The sequence below is a fragment of the Amycolatopsis sp. NBRC 101858 genome (genome assembly GCF_030269325.1).
In the GTDB taxonomy this organism is placed as follows: Bacteria; Actinomycetota; Actinomycetes; order Mycobacteriales; family Pseudonocardiaceae; genus Amycolatopsis; species Amycolatopsis ponsaeliensis.
In genome coordinates, this window is record NZ_BSTD01000008.1 from 650,785 (window position 1) to 666,316 (window position 15,532).

The 15,532-nt window shown below is 71.8% G+C and carries 16 protein-coding genes and 1 tRNA gene; 10 read left to right on the plus strand and 7 right to left on the minus strand.

Annotation, left to right across the window (positions count from 1 at the left end; all coding sequences use genetic code 11):
* Positions 1 to 6: 6 nt before the first annotated feature.
* Positions 7 to 597 (minus strand): TetR/AcrR family transcriptional regulator, encoded by a 591-nt coding sequence (locus QSK39_RS50255; protein WP_285484933.1) that lies wholly within the window; start codon positions 595 to 597, stop codon positions 7 to 9.
* 82 nt (positions 598 to 679) lie between these two features.
* Here QSK39_RS50255 and QSK39_RS50260 point away from each other — a divergent pair, with 82 nt between their 5' ends.
* Complete coding sequence (locus QSK39_RS50260; protein WP_285484934.1) at positions 680 to 1,423, plus strand: SDR family oxidoreductase; 744 nt, start codon at positions 680 to 682, stop codon at positions 1,421 to 1,423.
* A 4-nt stretch (positions 1,424 to 1,427) separates the two neighbouring features.
* Here QSK39_RS50260 and QSK39_RS50265 read toward each other — a convergent pair whose 3' ends face one another.
* The gene (locus tag QSK39_RS50265; protein ID WP_285484935.1) at positions 1,428 to 2,639 is read right to left on the minus strand and encodes an alpha-hydroxy acid oxidase; all 1,212 of its coding nucleotides are present in this window, start codon (positions 2,637 to 2,639) and stop codon (positions 1,428 to 1,430) included.
* A gap of 83 nt (positions 2,640 to 2,722) precedes the next feature.
* On the minus strand, positions 2,723 to 5,518 hold the full coding sequence (aceE, locus tag QSK39_RS50270) for a pyruvate dehydrogenase (acetyl-transferring), homodimeric type (RefSeq protein WP_285484936.1): 2,796 nt from the start codon (positions 5,516 to 5,518) through the stop codon (positions 2,723 to 2,725).
* A gap of 417 nt (positions 5,519 to 5,935) precedes the next feature.
* Here aceE and QSK39_RS50275 point away from each other — a divergent pair, with 417 nt between their 5' ends.
* The 3 genes from QSK39_RS50275 to QSK39_RS50285 all read left to right on the plus strand — a co-directional run bounded on the left by QSK39_RS50275 (position 5,936) and on the right by QSK39_RS50285 (position 7,017).
* Positions 5,936 to 6,367, plus strand: coding sequence for a DUF3052 domain-containing protein (locus QSK39_RS50275; protein WP_125306217.1), 432 nt, complete (start codon positions 5,936 to 5,938; stop codon positions 6,365 to 6,367).
* Positions 6,368 to 6,439: 72 nt separating this feature from the next.
* Positions 6,440 to 6,901 (plus strand): peroxiredoxin, encoded by a 462-nt coding sequence (locus QSK39_RS50280; protein ID WP_285484937.1) that lies wholly within the window; start codon positions 6,440 to 6,442, stop codon positions 6,899 to 6,901.
* A 44-nt stretch (positions 6,902 to 6,945) separates the two neighbouring features.
* Positions 6,946 to 7,017 (plus strand) — tRNA-Val (locus QSK39_RS50285).
* 556 nt (positions 7,018 to 7,573) lie between these two features.
* Here the strand turns inward: QSK39_RS50285 and QSK39_RS50290 are convergent.
* Positions 7,574 to 9,013 carry an MFS transporter gene (locus QSK39_RS50290; RefSeq protein ID WP_285484938.1) on the minus strand — a complete coding sequence of 480 codons (1,440 nt, stop codon included), beginning with the start codon at positions 9,011 to 9,013 and terminating at the stop codon, positions 7,574 to 7,576.
* 178 nt (positions 9,014 to 9,191) lie between these two features.
* On the opposite strand from QSK39_RS50290, the gene QSK39_RS50295 reads away from it, so the two are divergent.
* Genes QSK39_RS50295 through QSK39_RS50315 form a run of 5 tightly spaced genes read left to right on the plus strand, consistent with a single transcriptional unit; the run spans position 9,192 to position 11,985 of the window.
* Positions 9,192 to 9,848, plus strand: coding sequence for a TasA family protein (locus tag QSK39_RS50295; protein WP_285484939.1), 657 nt, complete (start codon positions 9,192 to 9,194; stop codon positions 9,846 to 9,848).
* Between the two features lies 1 nt (position 9,849).
* Positions 9,850 to 10,371 carry a hypothetical protein gene (locus QSK39_RS50300; RefSeq protein WP_285484940.1) on the plus strand — a complete coding sequence of 174 codons (522 nt, stop codon included), beginning with the start codon at positions 9,850 to 9,852 and terminating at the stop codon, positions 10,369 to 10,371.
* 8 nt (positions 10,372 to 10,379) lie between these two features.
* Positions 10,380 to 10,904 carry a signal peptidase I gene (locus QSK39_RS50305; RefSeq protein ID WP_285484941.1) on the plus strand — a complete coding sequence of 175 codons (525 nt, stop codon included), beginning with the start codon at positions 10,380 to 10,382 and terminating at the stop codon, positions 10,902 to 10,904.
* 38 nt (positions 10,905 to 10,942) lie between these two features.
* Positions 10,943 to 11,626: a response regulator transcription factor gene (locus tag QSK39_RS50310; RefSeq protein WP_285484942.1), complete on the plus strand. Its 684-nt coding sequence runs from the start codon at positions 10,943 to 10,945 to the stop codon at positions 11,624 to 11,626.
* Entirely contained in the window at positions 11,623 to 11,985 is a 363-nt protein-coding gene (locus QSK39_RS50315) for a response regulator (RefSeq protein ID WP_285484943.1), read from the plus strand. The genes QSK39_RS50310 and QSK39_RS50315 overlap by 4 nt, the downstream gene beginning before the upstream one ends.
* 4 nt (positions 11,986 to 11,989) lie before the next feature.
* Here the strand turns inward: QSK39_RS50315 and QSK39_RS50320 are convergent, their stop codons facing one another.
* The gene (locus QSK39_RS50320) at positions 11,990 to 13,183 is read right to left on the minus strand and encodes a GAF domain-containing sensor histidine kinase (RefSeq protein WP_285484944.1); all 1,194 of its coding nucleotides are present in this window, start codon (positions 13,181 to 13,183) and stop codon (positions 11,990 to 11,992) included.
* A 96-nt stretch (positions 13,184 to 13,279) separates the two neighbouring features.
* Complete coding sequence (locus QSK39_RS50325) at positions 13,280 to 14,308, minus strand: hypothetical protein (protein ID WP_285484945.1); 1,029 nt, start codon at positions 14,306 to 14,308, stop codon at positions 13,280 to 13,282.
* Between the two features lie 129 nt (positions 14,309 to 14,437).
* Here QSK39_RS50325 and QSK39_RS50330 point away from each other — a divergent pair, with 129 nt between their 5' ends.
* The gene (locus QSK39_RS50330; RefSeq protein ID WP_285484946.1) at positions 14,438 to 15,013 is read left to right on the plus strand and encodes a short chain dehydrogenase; all 576 of its coding nucleotides are present in this window, start codon (positions 14,438 to 14,440) and stop codon (positions 15,011 to 15,013) included.
* Here the strand turns inward: QSK39_RS50330 and QSK39_RS50335 are convergent.
* Positions 15,000 to 15,500, minus strand: a complete 501-nt coding sequence (locus QSK39_RS50335) for a carboxymuconolactone decarboxylase family protein (RefSeq protein ID WP_285484983.1) — start codon at positions 15,498 to 15,500, stop codon at positions 15,000 to 15,002. The two genes, QSK39_RS50330 and QSK39_RS50335, sit on opposite strands and share 14 nt — an antisense overlap.
* Between the last annotated feature and the right edge of the window lie 32 nt (positions 15,501 to 15,532).

Genomic DNA, 15,532 nt, shown 5'->3' on the forward strand with positions numbered 1-15,532 from the left:
AGTGCTTCACGGCTTCGGCAGCACGGCCAGGGCGGTTTCGGCGATGCCGCGGAGGTCGGCCCGGTCGCAGCCGCCCTTGCCCAGGGCCTCGATCCCGCGCATGGCCGCCAGCAGGAGGCCGGCCAGCCGGCGCGGGTCCTGGGTCCCGTCGAGGTCGCCCGCGCGCTGGGCGGCCGCGACGCAGGTGGTCAACAGGTCGTTCAGCTCGCGGAAGGCCCGGCGCGCGCGGTCCGCGATCTCGGGGTCGTGCTCGGCGCATTCGGCCGCGGCCTTCGCGATCAGGCAGCCGCGGTGGATGTCGTCCGCGGCGACCGCTTCGGCGTCCGCCAGGACGTAGTCGTGGAGCCGCCGGAGGGCATCGCTGTCGGGGCCGTCCAGCTTGCGGCGCGCGCCCTCGATCGCGGTGGCGCAGTGGTCTTCGAAGACGCGCACGAACAGCGCGTGCTTGTCGCCGAAGGCGCCGTACAGGCTGCCCTTGCCGAGGCCGGTGGCCGCGGCGATGTCATCGATCTTCGTGCCCGCGTAGCCGGTCGACCAGAAGCGGTCCCGGGCGGTGCGCAGGACCGCGCTCTCGTCGAAGCTCCGGGGTCTCGCCATGGCTCCAGGATAGGCATTCTTGACTGTCTCGTCCAGAACGGCGTAGGTTCTGGACGAGACAGTCAAGAAATCGGGAGGCATCGTGGACCTGAAGGACAAGACCGCTTTGGTGACCGGCGGCGGCACGGGCATCGGCCTGGGGATCGCGAAGCGGTTCGCCGCGGAAGGCGCGCACGTCGTCATCACCGGACGGCGCAAGGAAGTCCTCGACGACGCCGTCGCCGAGATCGGCGGGTCGGTGCACGCGATCCGCGCCGACTCCTCGAACCTCGCCGACCTCGACGAGGTCTACCGCGCGATCGCCGACCGCGGCCGCGGGCTGGACGTCGTCGTGGCCAACTCCGGCGGCGGTGTGACCCAGCCGCTGGGCGAGATCACCGAGGAGCAGTTCGACGCCACCTTCGGCACGAACGTCAAGGGCGTCGTCTTCACCGTGCAGAAAGCCTTGCCGCTGCTCAACGAGAAGGCGTCGATCATCGTCACCGGCTCGACGACGTCGACGCGCGTGGCGCCGGGCATGAGCGTCTACGCGGCGACGAAGGCCGCCGTCCGCAACTTCGCCCGCACGTGGGCCCTCGACCTGCAGGGCAAGGGCATCCGCGTGAACGTCCTGAGCCCGGGGCCGACGCTGACGCCGGGTCTCCTCGGCCTGGCCGAGCCGGGCGCGCAGCAGGCGATGGTCGAGCAGATGGCGACGGCCGTCCCGCTGGGCCGCCTGGGCGACCCGAGCGAGATCGCCGCGGCGGCGCTGTTCCTGGCCACCGACGAGGCGAGCTTCGTCAACGGCGTCGAGTTCTTCGTCGACGGCGGCCAGGCGCAGGTCTGAGCGTCTAGCGCAGGGTGGCGTGCGAGGGCGTCAGGTCCTTCAGGGTCCGGACGCCCAGCAGCTGCATCGTGCGGACCATCTCCGTGCGCAGGATGTCGACGCACCGCTGCACGCCACGCTCGCCGCCGGCCATCAGGCCGTACAGGAACGCGCGGCCGACCAGCACCGCGTCCGCGCCGCGGGCGATGGCCGCGACGATGTCGCCGCCCGACAGGATGCCCGTGTCGATCCACACCTCGGCGCCGCCCTGGAGCTCGTCCAGCACCGCCGGCAGCAGCTCCAGGGGCGTCGGGGCGCGGTCGAGCTGGCGGCCGCCGTGGTTGGAGATCAGGACCGCGTCGGCGCCGTGCTTGACGACGTCACGCGCGTCGTCGACGTTCTGAACGCCCTTCACGACGAGCTTCCCCGGCCAGGTCTGGCGGACCCAGTCCAGGTCGTCGAAGTCCAGCGTCGGGTCGAACAGCTTGTTCAGCAGCTCGGCGACGGTGCCGCCGAAGTGGTTGAGCGACGCGAAGTGCAGCGGTTCGGTGGTGAGCAGGTTGAACCACCACGCCGGGTGCGTCGCGCCGTCGAGGAACGTCTTGAGCGTCAGGGCCGGCGGGATGGTCAGGCCGTTGCGGACGTCGCGCAGGCGCGCGCCGCCGACCGGGGTGTCCACGGTCAGCATCAGCGTGTCGTAGCCCGCCGCCCAGGCGCGATTCATCAGATCTTCGCCCGCGCCGTGGTCGCGCCAGACGTAGAGCTGGAACCACTTGCGGGCTTCGGGAGCCGCCGCGGCGAGGTCCTCGATCGACGTCGTCGCCATCGTCGAAAGGCCCATCGGGATGCCGTTGCGCTGCGCCACGCGGCCGACGGCGGACTCGCCCTCGTGGTTCATCATCCGCGTGAACCCGGTGGGGGCGAAGGCGAACGGCAGCGCCGAGGTCTTCCCGAGGATCTCGCGCGTGGTGTCCACATCGGACACCCCGCGCAGCACGTTGGGGTGGAACTCGATCCGCCGGTAGGCCTGCCGGGCGCGGCGCAGGCTGTCTTCCAGCTCGGCCGCGCCGTCGGTGTAGTCGAACGCCGCCCGGGGGGTCCGCTTGCGGGCGATCGTCCGCAGGTCGGCGATGGTGTGCGCGTTCGCCAGCCGCCGGTCGGTGGGGTTGAGCACGATCGGCTTCGGTCGCAGGAGCTGCTTCAGCTCGTCCGGCTTCGGCAGGCGGCGCTTAGTCACCTTCATCAACTCCCAGAAGACCAACACGGTAAGCGGGACCCGGCAGACATCCGATGTCTGCCGGGTCCCTTTCTAGCACCAGATCACGCGCTGCCGGAATCCGACGTCTGCGGCCCGGCGGCCGCGATGTCGTCGAGCCGGTACTTCGTGGCCGCTTCGAGGACCTTCGCCTGGTCGACCTCGCCGCGCTTGGCCAGGATCGACAGCGCCCCGACGGTGATCGACTCGGCGTCGATCAGGAACTTCCGCCGCGCGGCCGGCCGGGTGTCGGAGAACCCGAACCCGTCGGTGCCCAGCGTCAGCATGTCGGTCGGGACGTACGGGCGGATCAGGTCCGGCACCGCGCGCATCCAGTCCGACACCGCCACGACCGGGCCGTTCGAGCCCTGCAGTTTCTCGGTCACGTACGGCACGCGCGGCTCGCTGCCCGGGTAGAGCAGGTTGTCGTGGTCGATCTCGACGGCCTCGCGCCGCAGCTCGGTCCACGACGTCGCCGACCACACCGCGGCCCGCACGCCCCACTCCTCGGCCAGCAGCTTCTGCGCCTTGAGCGCGTCCGGCATCGTGACGCCCGAGACGAGGATCTGCACCTCCGGGCCGTCGCCTTCGGGGGCCTCGGCGTACTTGTACAGACCCTTCAGCAGGCCGTCGACGTCGAGGTTCTCCGGCTCGGCGGGCTGCTGGTACGGCTCGTTGTAGATCGTCATGTAGTAGAAGACGTTCTCGCCGTTGCCGTCCGGGCCGGTCTCGCCGTACATCCGGCGGAGGCCGTCCTTGACGATGTGCGCGATCTCGAACGACCACGCCGGGTCGTAGGCCACCGCGGCCGGGTTGGTCGCCGCCAGCAGCAGCGAGTGCCCGTCGGCGTGCTGCAGGCCCTCGCCGGTCAGCGTGGTGCGGCCGGCGGTGGCGCCGATGACGAACCCGCGGGCCATCTGGTCGGCGGCGGCGTACAGGCCGTCACCGGTGCGCTGGAACCCGAACATCGAGTAGAAGATGTAGATCGGGATCATCGGCTCGCCGTGCGTCGCGTACGACGTGCCGACGGCGGTGAACGACGCGGTCGAGCCCGCCTCGTTGATGCCCTCGTGCAGCAGCTGGCCCTTCTCGGACTCCTTGTAGGCCAGCATCAGGCTCGCGTCGACCGACGTGTACGTCTGGCCGTGCGGGTTGTAGATCTTGGCCGTCGGGAACATCGAGTCGAGGCCGAACGTGCGGGCCTCGTCCGGGATGATCGGGACGACGCGCTTGCCGATCTCGGAGTCCTTCGCCAGCTCGCGGACCAGCCGGACGAACGCCATCGTCGTGGCGACCTCCTGCTTGCCGGAGCCCTTCCGGACGCCTTCGTAGACCTTGTCGCCGGGCAGCACGAGCGCCTTCGCGGCCTTCGGGCGGCGTTCCGGCAGGAAGCCGCCGAGCGCCTTGCGCCGCCCGATCAGGTACTCGATCTCGGGCGAGTTCGCGCCCGGGTGGTAGTACGGCGGCAGCTTCGGGTCGCGCTCGAGCTCCTCGTCGCTGATCGGGATCCGCTGCGAGTCGCGGAACAGCTTCAGGTCGTCGAGGGTGAGCTTCTTCATCTGGTGCGTGGCGTTGCGGCCCTCGAACGCCGGGCCCAGGCCGTAGCCCTTGATCGTGTGGGCCAGGATCACCGTCGGCTGGCCGTGGTGCTCCAGCGCCGACTTGTACGCCGCGTACACCTTGCGGTAGTCGTGGCCGCCGCGCTTGAGGTTCCAGATGTCGGCGTCGGAGAGGTCTTTGACCAGGTCCTTCGTCCGCGGGTCGCGGCCGAAGAAGTGCTCGCGGACGAACGCGCCGTCGTTGGCCTTGTACGTCTGGTAGTCGCCGTCCGGCGTGACGTTCATCAGGTTGACCAGGGCGCCGTCGCGGTCGGCGTGCAGCAGCGAGTCCCACTCGCGGCCCCAGATGACCTTGATGACGTTCCAGCCGGCGCCGCGGAAGTACGACTCCAGCTCCTGGATGATCTTGCCGTTGCCGCGCACCGGGCCGTCGAGCCGCTGCAGGTTGCAGTTGATCACGAAGGTCAGGTTGTCGAGGCCTTCGCCGGCCGCGATGTGGATCAGGCCGCGCGACTCCGCCTCGTCCATCTCGCCGTCGCCGAGGAACGCCCAGACGTGCTGGTCGTTCGTGTCCTTGATGCCGCGGTCGCGCAGGTAGCGGTTGAACCGCGCCTGGTAGATCGCGTTCATCGGGCCGAGGCCCATCGACACCGTCGGGTTCTCCCAGAACTCCGGCATCAGCCGCGGGTGCGGGTACGACGGCAGGCCGCCGCCCTCGCCGGCGTGCGAGTACTCCTGGCGGAAGCCGTCGAGCTGCTGCTCGGTCAGCCGGCCCTCGAGGAACGCGCGGGCGTAGACGCCGGGGGAGGCGTGGCCCTGGATGTAGATCTGGTCGCCGCCGCCCGAGTGGTCCTTGCCGCGGAAGAAGTGGTTGAACCCGACCTCGTAGAGCGCGGCCGAGGACGCGTAGGTCGAGATGTGGCCGCCGACGCCGACGCCCGGGCGCTGCGCCCGGTGCACCATGATCGCCGCGTTCCAGCGGATGTAGGCGCGGTAGCGGCGCTCGATCTCCTCGTCACCGGGGAACCACGGTTCGTTCTCGGTGGGGATCGTGTTGACGTAGTCCGTCGAGGTCAGCGCCGGGACGCCCACGTTGCGTTCGCGGGCGCGCTCCAGGATGCGCAGCATCAGGTACCGGGCCCGCTGCTGACCTCCCCTGGCCAGCGCCTCGTCGAACGAGTCCAGCCACTCGGCGGTCTCCTCCGGGTCGATGTCGGGCAGGTGCGCAGCCAATCCGTCACGGATTACGCGTACGCGTGCCGGGGTCTCCTTGCCGGAGGCGCCGTCGTTCTGCGGGGCCAAGGGGTCTCCTTGCGAAAAGTTGCAGCCGGTGGTGCTCGTACTCGGGGGTGTACGACTCTCCATCGTCGTCTTCCGTCCCGGCTTCCGCACCGCTACTCAGCGGTAACATCAGCCGACCCGGTCGAGCCACTCCCCGCGCGCGGTGTATCGCGCGCGCGTTTTCTTCCTCCCCACCCTAGGGGACGGCCCCCGGCGGGGTGGCAGACCGGTCTCGGGAGCTACCCGAAACGACCTCGCGGGAGCACGGTGGCGGGCCGTATCCTGCGACACGAGTTGTCAAAGATCCGGTGTGGACGGTTGCGCGCGGAGCCCTACCAGTGTTCGCTATCGGCAACCGGGTCGCCGAGTGTGGCGCAGCCGTACCCTCGCAGAGGGGGTCGGTCGCCACGCTCCGTCGTAGTTGGAGGAGTGAAAGCAGTGGTCGCCGCGGGAGACGCTGATCAGTCAAGCGTCGCCGAGAGGCTCGGCATCAAGCCCGAGATGGTGGTCCAGGAGATCGGCTGGGACGAGGACGTCGACGACGACGTCCGCGCGGCGATCGAGGAGCAGATCGGCGGGGACATCCTCGACGAGGACGCCGACGAGGTCATCGACGTGGTGCTGCTGTGGTGGCGCGAAGACGACGGTGACCTGGGCGACGCGCTCATCGACGCCAGGGGCCCCCTGGAGGAGACGGGCGTCATCTGGGTCCTGACCCCGAAGACGGGACAGCCCGGGCACGTCGAGCCGAGTGAGATCGCCGAAGCGGTGCCTGCCGTGGGCCTGGCCCAGACCGCCAACATGAGTGTGGGCGCGAACTGGATCGGGACGCGCCTGGTCTCCCCGAAGTCGAAGTCGAAGCAGCGCTGAACAGGTCCCGCCCGGCAGACACGATAGGGTTGTCGTCGCAGGCACGTGTCCGTACGGGAGAGGAAACGCGGTATGACCGTCGAGGTCGGTTCTGAGGCCCCTGACTTCACGCTCAACGACTACAACAAGCAGCCGGTCCAGCTGTCGTCCTTCCGGGGCGACAAGCCGGTGCTGGTGGTCTTCTACCCGTTCGCGTTCAGCGGCATCTGCACGGGCGAGCTGTGCCAGCTCCGGGACGAGTTCGCCGACTACGACAACAAGGGCGTCCAGGTCCTGGGCGTCTCGGTCGACACGCCGTTTTCGCTGAAGGCATGGGCCGAGAAGGAGGGCTACCAGTTCCCGCTGCTGTCCGACTTCTGGCCGCACGGCGAGGTGGCTCGCGCTTACGGTGTGTTCAACGAGCAGGCCGGCCTGGCCGTGCGCGGCACGTTCCTGATCGACACGTCCGGCGTGGTCCGGTTCGCCGAGGTCAACGCGCCGGGCGAGGCCCGCGACCAGCAGGGCTGGAAGAAGGCCGTGGCCGAACTGGCATGAGTTGTCCGGACGGCGGCTCCCTTCTCGCGGGGGCCGCCGTCCGAGGGCGCATAGCTCAGCGGAAGAGCACTCGGTTTACACCCGAGCGGTCGCAGGTTCGAACCCTGCTGCGCCCACCGAAACGCGCTACGCCGTGTCCCGGGCCGGTGGCCACCTCGCGGTGAACCGCTCGCCGCCGTACAGGGATTCGTAGTGGATCCGGAGTTCGAGGCGGGTGCGCAGCAGGTCGGCGAACTCGTGGTGCCCGTCCGGGGCGTAGGAACCGACGCTGAGCAGGTACCGGTCGTAGTCCTTGGCCAGGACCCCTGAGTGCCGAGGGTCGTGGCGGAGGGCCGGACCGCGAGGGTGTCCCTGACTTCGTTCACGTTCGTCTCGTCGAACGCGCCGAGGCGCCTGCCGTCGACGGTGAAGTCGGTGCTCGTGAGCACCGCCGGGCCGAGGCCGGCGTTCACCAGCCGCAGCCCGGCCGTCGTGCCCGGGTGGAGTTCGAGGCGGAGCCGGAGCAGCGGCCGCACCGAGTGCCGGTAGTGCAGCCGCGTCGCCCGAGCTTGCTGGACGGTCACCGCGAGCGAGGCGACGGCGATGACCAGGGCGCAGATCGCCACCACGGTTTCGGCGCGCACCGCCCGCCTCCCTCGCCTCGGAGCCCGGAATTGTAGCCCCGGAACGCGGTCACCCGGCCATCGCCGGCTCCTCGGCCGTAGTGCGGCTCATGGAGCTCACCAGCAGCGCCAGCCCCGCGAACAGCGCCGCCGCGATCACCCCCGTCACGTTCACCGCTGTCGTGAACGCCTGCCGAGCCTGTTCCGCCACCTCCACCCGTGTCACGTCCACCGCGAGCGTCGTCCCCGCCGGGAACGCCGCGTGGTACACCGCCGTCGCCGTCAGGCCGATCAAGGCCAGGCCCAGTGAGCCGCCCAGGTAGTTGCCCGTGTCCGCCATCGAGGCCGCCGAACCCGCTCGCTCCGGCGGGACCGATCCCAGCACCAGGCCGATCCCCAGCGCGAACAGCGGGCCCGTGCCCAGCGTCAGCACCGCGATCCCGACCATCGTCAGCGGCAACCCGTCGGTGAAGGCCAGGAAGACGCCTCCCGCTGCCGACAGCACCAAGCCGCCCGTGATCGCCGTGGCCGGGGTCATCCGGCGGGTCAGGGACGGCGCCGTCATCGTGCCCGCCGCCACGCCCAACCCCATCGGGGCGAACAGCAGCGCCGACGCCAGCGGCGAATACCCCAGGACGCTCTGCAGGTACTGCGTCACCAGCAGCCCCACGCCGGCCATCGCGACCCCGGCCACCACCAGCGCGACCAGCACCGCCGTGAACGGCCGGTTCCGGAACAGCCGCAGGTCCAGCAGCGGCGACGACGTCGTCAGCTGACGGCGGACGAAGACGATCCCCAGCGCGGTCCCCGCGACGAGTGCCCCCACCGGCACCGCCAGCTCGCCGGTGGTCAGCTGCTTGAGCCCGAACACGATCAGCAGCACCGCGGCCAGTGACAGCCCGACCCCGGCGAAGTCGAGCCGCCCGGACGCCGGCGCGCGGAACTCCGGCAGCAGGAGCGGGCCCGCGACGAGCAGGACGCCCATGGCCGGCACCGCGACCAGGAAGACCGAGCCCCACGCGAAGTGCTGCAGCAGGAACCCGGCGAGCACCGGGCCGGCCGCGCCGCCCGCGAACTGGCACGTCGCCCAGATCGAGATCGCCTTCCCGCGCTGCCTCTCGTCGCGGAACATGTTCGTGATCAGGGCGAGCGTCGACGGCATCAGCGTCGCCCCCGCGATGCCGAGCGCGCCGCGGGCCGCGATGAGCATCGCCGGGCTCGTCGAGAACGCCGCGACCACCGACGTGACCGCGAAGGCGCCGCCGCCGAGGAACAGCAGCCGGCGCCGCCCGATCCGGTCGCCCAGGGTGCCCATCGTGATCACGAAACCCGCGACGACGAAGCCGTAGCTGTCGGTGATCCACAGCTGCTCGGTGGCGCTCGCCCCGAGGTCGGCGCTCAGTTGCGGCAGCGCGAGGAACAGCGAGGTCATGTCCATCGCGACGAGCAGGGTGGGCAGCACGAGCACCGTCAGCCCCAGCCACTCCCGCCGTCCGGCCGGCTTGTCCATGTCGACTCCTTCTCGGTGGTTGAACACCCAGGGGTCGGAGCCGCGCGCCGCGACCGGACACGAGCCGGGAATCTTTCTTGAGGCGATCTTGAGGAACGGCGGAGGGACGGCGGAGGTCCGGGCCCGAACCTGGTTCCAGCGCGCCACACCGGGTGGTGCCTCCCGGACAAGGACCCTCATGGCCAACCACTCGCTCCCCGCTCGCCGCCGCTCCGCCTGGCGGCCCGTCGCCCTCGCCGTCATCGGTGGTTCCGTGCTGGCCGCCATGGGCGCCGGCGTCTGGGCGACGCTCTCGGCGACCGCGTCCAACGCCACGCCGGAGACGGTCAGCAGCGGCACGCTCAAGCTCACCCTGGCGGCCAACGGCGCCGGGTTCGACCAAGCGATCGCGAACCTCGCGCCGGGCGACGTCGTCAACCGCTACGTCGACCTGACCAGCGGCGGCAGCCTCGACGCCCAGGCGCTGACCCTGCAGGTCGGCGCCACCGGCTCGGCCGCGCTGGTCACCGACGGCGCGTCCACCAAGGCGCTGCGCGTCACCGTGAAGCAGTGCCCGGGCACCTGGACCGCCACCAGCGGCACGTGCAGCGGCGGCACGGCGTCGACGCTGCTCGCGGCGACCCCGCTGAGCGGCCTGAGCAGTGCCCAGTCGCTGATCTCCGGCGCGGTGGCCGCGGGGTCGGTCGCACACCTGCAGGTTTCGGTGCAGCTGCCGGACCAGACCGAGACCACGGTCAACGGCGCGCTGCCCGCGGCGACGATCCAGGGCCTGACCGCCAACCTGACCTACACCTTCGCCGAGACCCAGCGCTCGGCCGTCACCACGAACTCCTGAGGTGACGCGCCGGTCCTGGGCCGCCGGGCTGACGGCGGCCGCCGCACTGGCCGCCGTGCCCGCCACGGCGGACGCGGCCGGCTTGGCCACCGCCCCGGCGACGGCCCGCGCGACCACCCTGAGCTGGTCGGCGGTGCTCGCCGACAGCACGGGCGCGGTCCAGACCGGCAAGCCGCTCACCGTCTCGTGGGGCCTGCTCGACACGACGCCGCGCTACGCGTCGGTGCGCAACAACGGCACCGCCGCGCTGACCGGGGAGACCTACACGGTCACCGCCAGCCTGGCGACGGTCCGCCTGGACGCCTGCGTCGGCGGCACCTGGTCCGGGAGCACCTGCTCGGGCACGGTCGTCACGCTCACCGACTCGACGTCCGGCTCGACCGCGGTCACCCGCGCGCTCGCGGCCGGCGACCAGCTGGGCCTGCGGCTCACCCCGAGCGGCCTGCTCGGCCTCGCGAGCGCGACCGTCAGCGTCTCCGTCTCCCGCGCGCAGGTCCGCGCCGCCACCACTTCGTCTTCGTAGGAGCCACCATGGTCACCACCGCGCCCGGCCGGCACCGCGTGAGCCGTCCACCGCGTCGCTTGCCCGGCGTGCTGCTCGGCCTCGTCGCGGTGCTCGCCGTCGCGGGCGCGGTCGCCGTCTTCGTGCTCCGGATCGGCTTCGCGCCCGTGCTGTCGCCGAGCATGGAGCCCGGGTTCGCCCCCGGGGAGCTGCTCATCACCCGTCAGGTGGACGCCCGTTCGGTGGACATCGGCGACGTCGTCGTGCTGCCGCGGCCGGACGCGGCAGGGGAGCGCTACGCCCACCGCGTCGTCGAGGTCGACCGCTCGGGGGCCGAGCCGCTGGTGCGCACGAAGGGCGACAACAACGCGGCCGCGGACCCGCAGCGCCTGCGCATCACGTCGGCGACCGTGCCCGTCGCGGTCGGGCACGTCCCGTGGATCGGGCGCGTCGCGCTGCTCGGGCAGTACGGCTGGGTGCGCGCCGGCGTGATCGTCTTCGCCGGGCTGTGCCTGCTGATCGCCGCGAAGAGGGCGTTGTGGGACCGGCGGTGAGGCTGCCGACCCGCCGCCGTCCGGTCACAATCGCGATCATGGCGAAGGTTCTGGTGGTCGAGGACACCGACAGCATCCGCGAGGTCGTCGAGCTGGCGCTGGACGACGCGTGCTTCGACGTGCGCACCGCGGCCGACGGCGAGCGCGCGCTCGCCGAGCTGCGGGCGTGGGACCCGGACGTCGTCGTGCTCGACCTCAACATCCCCGGCCCGGACGGCCTCGAGGTGTGCCGCCGGCTGCGCGGGTTCTCGCAGGCGTACGTCGTCATGCTCACGGCGAAGGCCGACGAGGTCGACAAGCTGGTCGGGCTGGCCAGCGGCGCCGACGACTACCTGACGAAGCCGTTCTCGCCGCGCGAGCTGGTCGCGCGGATCCAGGCGATGCTGCGGCGGCCGCGGTCCCTGGATGTTCCTTCCGAGGGCCGCGTGATCGGCCCGGTGCGCATCGACGTCGAAGCCCGGGAAGTCACGGTGGCGGGGGAGCCCGTCGAGCTGACCCGGATCGAGTTCGAGCTGCTGGACGCGCTGACCGAGAACGTCCGCGCGGTCCGCGGCCGCGACGCGCTGCGCCGCCGGGCGTGGGGCGAGAGCTGGCTGGCCGACGACCACGCCGTGGACGTGCACCTGTCGAACCTGCGCCGCAAGCTGGCCGCGGCGGGCGCGCCGGGGTTCATCGCGACGGTCCGCGGAGTCGGCTACCGCGTCGACCGGGGCATCCGGTGACGCGCACGGTCCTGGTGGTCGACGACGACCCGGACGTCCGCGAGATCCTGAGCCTGGCGCTTTCGGGGTTTTCGACGTGGCGGATCGAGACGGTGGGGGGCGGCGCGGAGGCGGTGGCCCGCTGCGGAAGCGGCGGGGTGGACGCGGTGGTGCTGGACGTGGAGATGCCGGGCTACGACGGGCGGCGGACGTTGCGGGAGCTGCGGGCGGCGCATTCGGCGTTGCCGGTGGTGTTTTTGACGGCGGCGGCGGACACGACGGGGCTGCTGGAACTGGGGGCGGTTGCGGTGCTGGGGAAGCCGTTCGACCCACTGGGAATCGGGACCCGGCTGGCGGGTTTGCTGCGCTGGGACGAGTGAGCCCTTACCACCAGGCTCGTTCGACGTCCGGGCCCGCGGTCGGCAGCCGGACCGTGAACGCACTTCCGCCACCCTCCGCGCGGCTTGCCCGGACCGTTCCTCCGTGGGCGTGGACGATTCCTCGCGTGATCGCCAGCCCCAAGCCAGCTCCTCCCGTCGGTGCGTCCGCCTGGACGAACGGCTCGAAGATGCGGTCCAGGTCCGCCGCCGGTACGCCGGGGCCGCGGTCGCGGACCGAGACCTCGGCCCAGGCCTGGTCGTCTCGGGCGCCGACCGTGATCGCCGTTCCCTCCGGGGCCACCGCCGCCGCGTTGGCCAGGAGGTTGGTGAACACCTGGACCAGCCGGTCGGCGTCGCCGCGGACCGGGCCCGCCTCGCCGGCTCGCTCGATCCGGACGCCCATCCGCTCGGCCGCGCCCTCGACGCTGTCCACCGCGCTCTCCAGCACCGCCGCAATGTCCACATCGGACAGTCGAAGGTGTAGCCTGCCGCCCTGGAGGCGGGTCAGGTCGAGCACGTCGTTGGACAGCCGGATCAGCCGGTCGGTGTTCTTGGCCGCGATCGCAACCAGCCTCGCCGCCCGCTCGTCCAGCTCCCCGAACCGCCCGGACCCGACCAGCTCCAGCGAGCCGTGGATCGACGTCAGCGGCGTCCGCAGCTCGTGGCTGACCAGGGACACGAACTCCTCGCGCACCTCGCGGGCACGGCGGGCGTCGCGGCGCGCCTGGACGACCGCGACCTCCAGCTCCACCCAGTGCGCCAGGTCGCGCAGCCGGTCGCGCCCGGCCGCGCCCAGCTGCCGCGGCTCGCGGTCGATCACGCAGAGCGTCCCGACCTTCTGCCCCGACGGCGTGCTCACCGGTTGCCCGGCGTAGAACCGGATGCCCGGCGGCCCGGTGACCATCGGGTTGTCCGCGAACCGCGGGTCGAGCCGCGCGTCGGGGATCTCCATCAGGTCGTCGCGCTCGATGGCACGCGCGCAGAACGATGCGCTGCGCGGGCTTTCCCGCTCGTCGAGCCCGACGCAGGACTTGAACCACTGCCGATCCAGCTCGACCAGCGAAACCAGCGCGATGGGCACGCCGAAGGTGTGCTGGGCGAGCCGCGTGATGCGGTCGAAGCGTTCTTCGCTGGGGGTGTCGAGCAGGTCGAGCGCGCGCAGCGCGGCGACCCGCGCCAGCTCCGCGTCCCCGTTCACCTCCTCAGTATCGAAGCGCGGCCGGGTGCCTGCGCGCCGCGTGACTCGATCAGGTGACGGCGCTCCCGCCGCGGAAACGACGGGAGCGCCGCGGATTCACCCGCAGTGCCAGTGCGTCGGCACCACGACGTGCTCCGGTGTGGTGGCCGTACCGAAGAGGTCACCGCTTTCGGTCACTTCGCGCACCCGGGTGTCCTCACCGCTCGGTGCGACGGTCTGCGCCGGGCTCCCGTCCGCGGGCAGGAACAGGGTCGCCCCGCCGTTCGCGTACCCGGCGATCGCTCCCGCGGAGTTCATCGCCGCCACGTTCTGCAGGCCGGGCAGCGCCCGGTCGACCGAGCCGTCGAGGTGCCAGAGGAACGCCCCGGATTCGCCGGCGTACCCGGCGATCCGCTGCGTCGTGATCGCGGTGGGCACGACGTCGCCCGTCGGCACCGGCGACGCCATGCGGACCGCGGCTCCGCGCTCCGGCAGCACGTACCCCGCCAGGTCGCCGCCGGCCGACCAGTCGAAGGCCGCCGCGGCGACCGTGCCGTCGTCGGCGATCCCGGCCTGGACCTGCCAGCCCGGCGAGGGCACCGGCAGCACGTCCACGGTCCCGGGCGCGTCGGCCGGCCACACGACCGAGGCGTACACGCCGGTGCTCGCACTCTCGCCGACCGCGCCGAGGATGTCGCCGCGGGCGTTGACGGCCAGCGCCACGGTGTTCGTGTAGCCCGGCGGGTCGGGCAGCCGCTCGAAGGTACCGCCGGCGTACCGGACGGCGTGGTGCAGGTCCGGCACCCCGAAAACGTGCGGGGCGGAGTACGACCCGACCGCGACGCCGGCCGCGTTCACGTCGTCCAGCTCGGTGTCCTGCCCGAACGCGGCGCCGGCCACGTGCAGCTCGTCGGCGCGCCAGAGGACGCCCACGCGCGGCTGATCGGGCGAGCCCGGCCGCAGGGTGCCGGCCACCGTGCCCGCCCCGTCGCCGCCGCCGACGTCCTCCAGCCAGTAGCCGCCGGGCACCGGCAGCGCCGACGAACTCCATTGACACCCTTCGGCGGCCACCGCCGTCGCCGGTGCCGCGGCGAGTGCCGCCCCCGCCAGAACCGCCGCGGCGAAGTACTTCCCCCACTTGTGCACAACGTCCTCCCAGGACTTCGGACCACCCCGACCGAACACCCCGAATTTTACCGGCGGGCACCGACAAAAACGGGCTTCCCGTTGCCGCACAAGGAAAAATTGAGTTGCCGAGTCGGCTAGCCTCGGCACGTGAAGATCATCGTGCTGGGCGCCACCGGGCTCGTCGGGCGGGCCGTCGCCGCCGCCCTCGAACCCCGCCACGACGTCATCGCCGTCTCGCGGGCTTCCCCGGTGAGCGCCGACCTCCGGGACCCCGCGTCCCTCGACGCGCTGTTCGGCGAACCCGCCGACGCGCTCGTGTGCTGCGCCGCCAATGTGCCGCTTCGGCCCCTGGCCGAGCTGACCGACGAGCAGGTCCTCGACGACCTGCGCGGCAAGCTGCTCGGCCAGGTGGCCCTCGCCCGGCGCGCGGCCGCGCACCTGGGTGACGGCGGCTCGATCACCCTCACCGGCGGGACCTTCGACGAGCCGGTTCCCGGCAGCGGCCTCGGCGCGCTCGTCAACGCCGGCCTCGAGGGCTTCGTCCGGTCGGCCGCCGCCGAGCTGCCGCGCGGGCTGCGGATCAACGTCGTGAGCCCCGGGTGGATCACCGAAACCCTCGAAGCGATGGGAGAGCAGGGCGGGACTCCGGTGGCCGTGGTCGCCGAGGCCTATCGCGCCCTCGTCGAAGGCGACGCGACCGGGACGACCGTCAGACCGCGGTAGCGTGCCAGGCGTGGTCGGCGAAAGCCTCGTCCAGTGGTGCGCCGGTCAGGCGGTTCGCGAACGTCGACAGCGTGTACGTCCCGATGCCCAGCACCACTTCCAGGGCGTTCTGGGCTGTGTAACCGGCGTCCGTGAACACTGCCAGCTCGGCAGCCGGGACGTCGCCCGTCGTGTCCATGACCGTCAGCACGAACCGCCGCAGCGCTTCCAGGCGAGGCGAAGGCAACGACGACTGCGCACGCAGCGCTGCCACCAGCTCCGGCGCGGCGGACAGTCGCACCAGGGAAGCCGTGTGCATCGCCACGCACAGGTGACACCCGTTCCGCGCCGCAACGGTCATGACGAGCACTTCGCGGTCCAGCGCCGGCAACGTCGTGGACTCGAAGATCGCGTTGAGCTTCAGGAAGCCGTTCAGCAGTTCGGGGGACGTCGCCAGGCGTGCGACGGCGGACGGGATGCGGCCGAACGTCTTCGCGGTGGCCGCCATCGCCGGGCGGGCGGCCGGGGGTGCAGACTCCG

Coding starts and splice junctions, on each gene's coding strand:
- QSK39_RS50310 (WP_285484942.1), top strand. CDS start 10,943: ATGGCGAAGGTTCTGGTGGTCGAGGACACCGACAGCATCCGCGAGGTC.
- QSK39_RS50295 (WP_285484939.1), top strand. CDS start 9,192: ATGGCCAACCACTCGCTCCCCGCTCGCCGCCGCTCCGCCTGGCGGCCC.
- QSK39_RS50255 (WP_285484933.1), bottom strand. CDS start 597: ATGGCGAGACCCCGGAGCTTCGACGAGAGCGCGGTCCTGCGCACCGCC.
- QSK39_RS50335 (WP_285484983.1), bottom strand. CDS start 15,500: ATGGCGGCCACCGCGAAGACGTTCGGCCGCATCCCGTCCGCCGTCGCA.
- QSK39_RS50280 (WP_285484937.1), top strand. CDS start 6,440: ATGACCGTCGAGGTCGGTTCTGAGGCCCCTGACTTCACGCTCAACGAC.
- QSK39_RS50290 (WP_285484938.1), bottom strand. CDS start 9,013: ATGGACAAGCCGGCCGGACGGCGGGAGTGGCTGGGGCTGACGGTGCTC.
- QSK39_RS50305 (WP_285484941.1), top strand. CDS start 10,380: ATGGTCACCACCGCGCCCGGCCGGCACCGCGTGAGCCGTCCACCGCGT.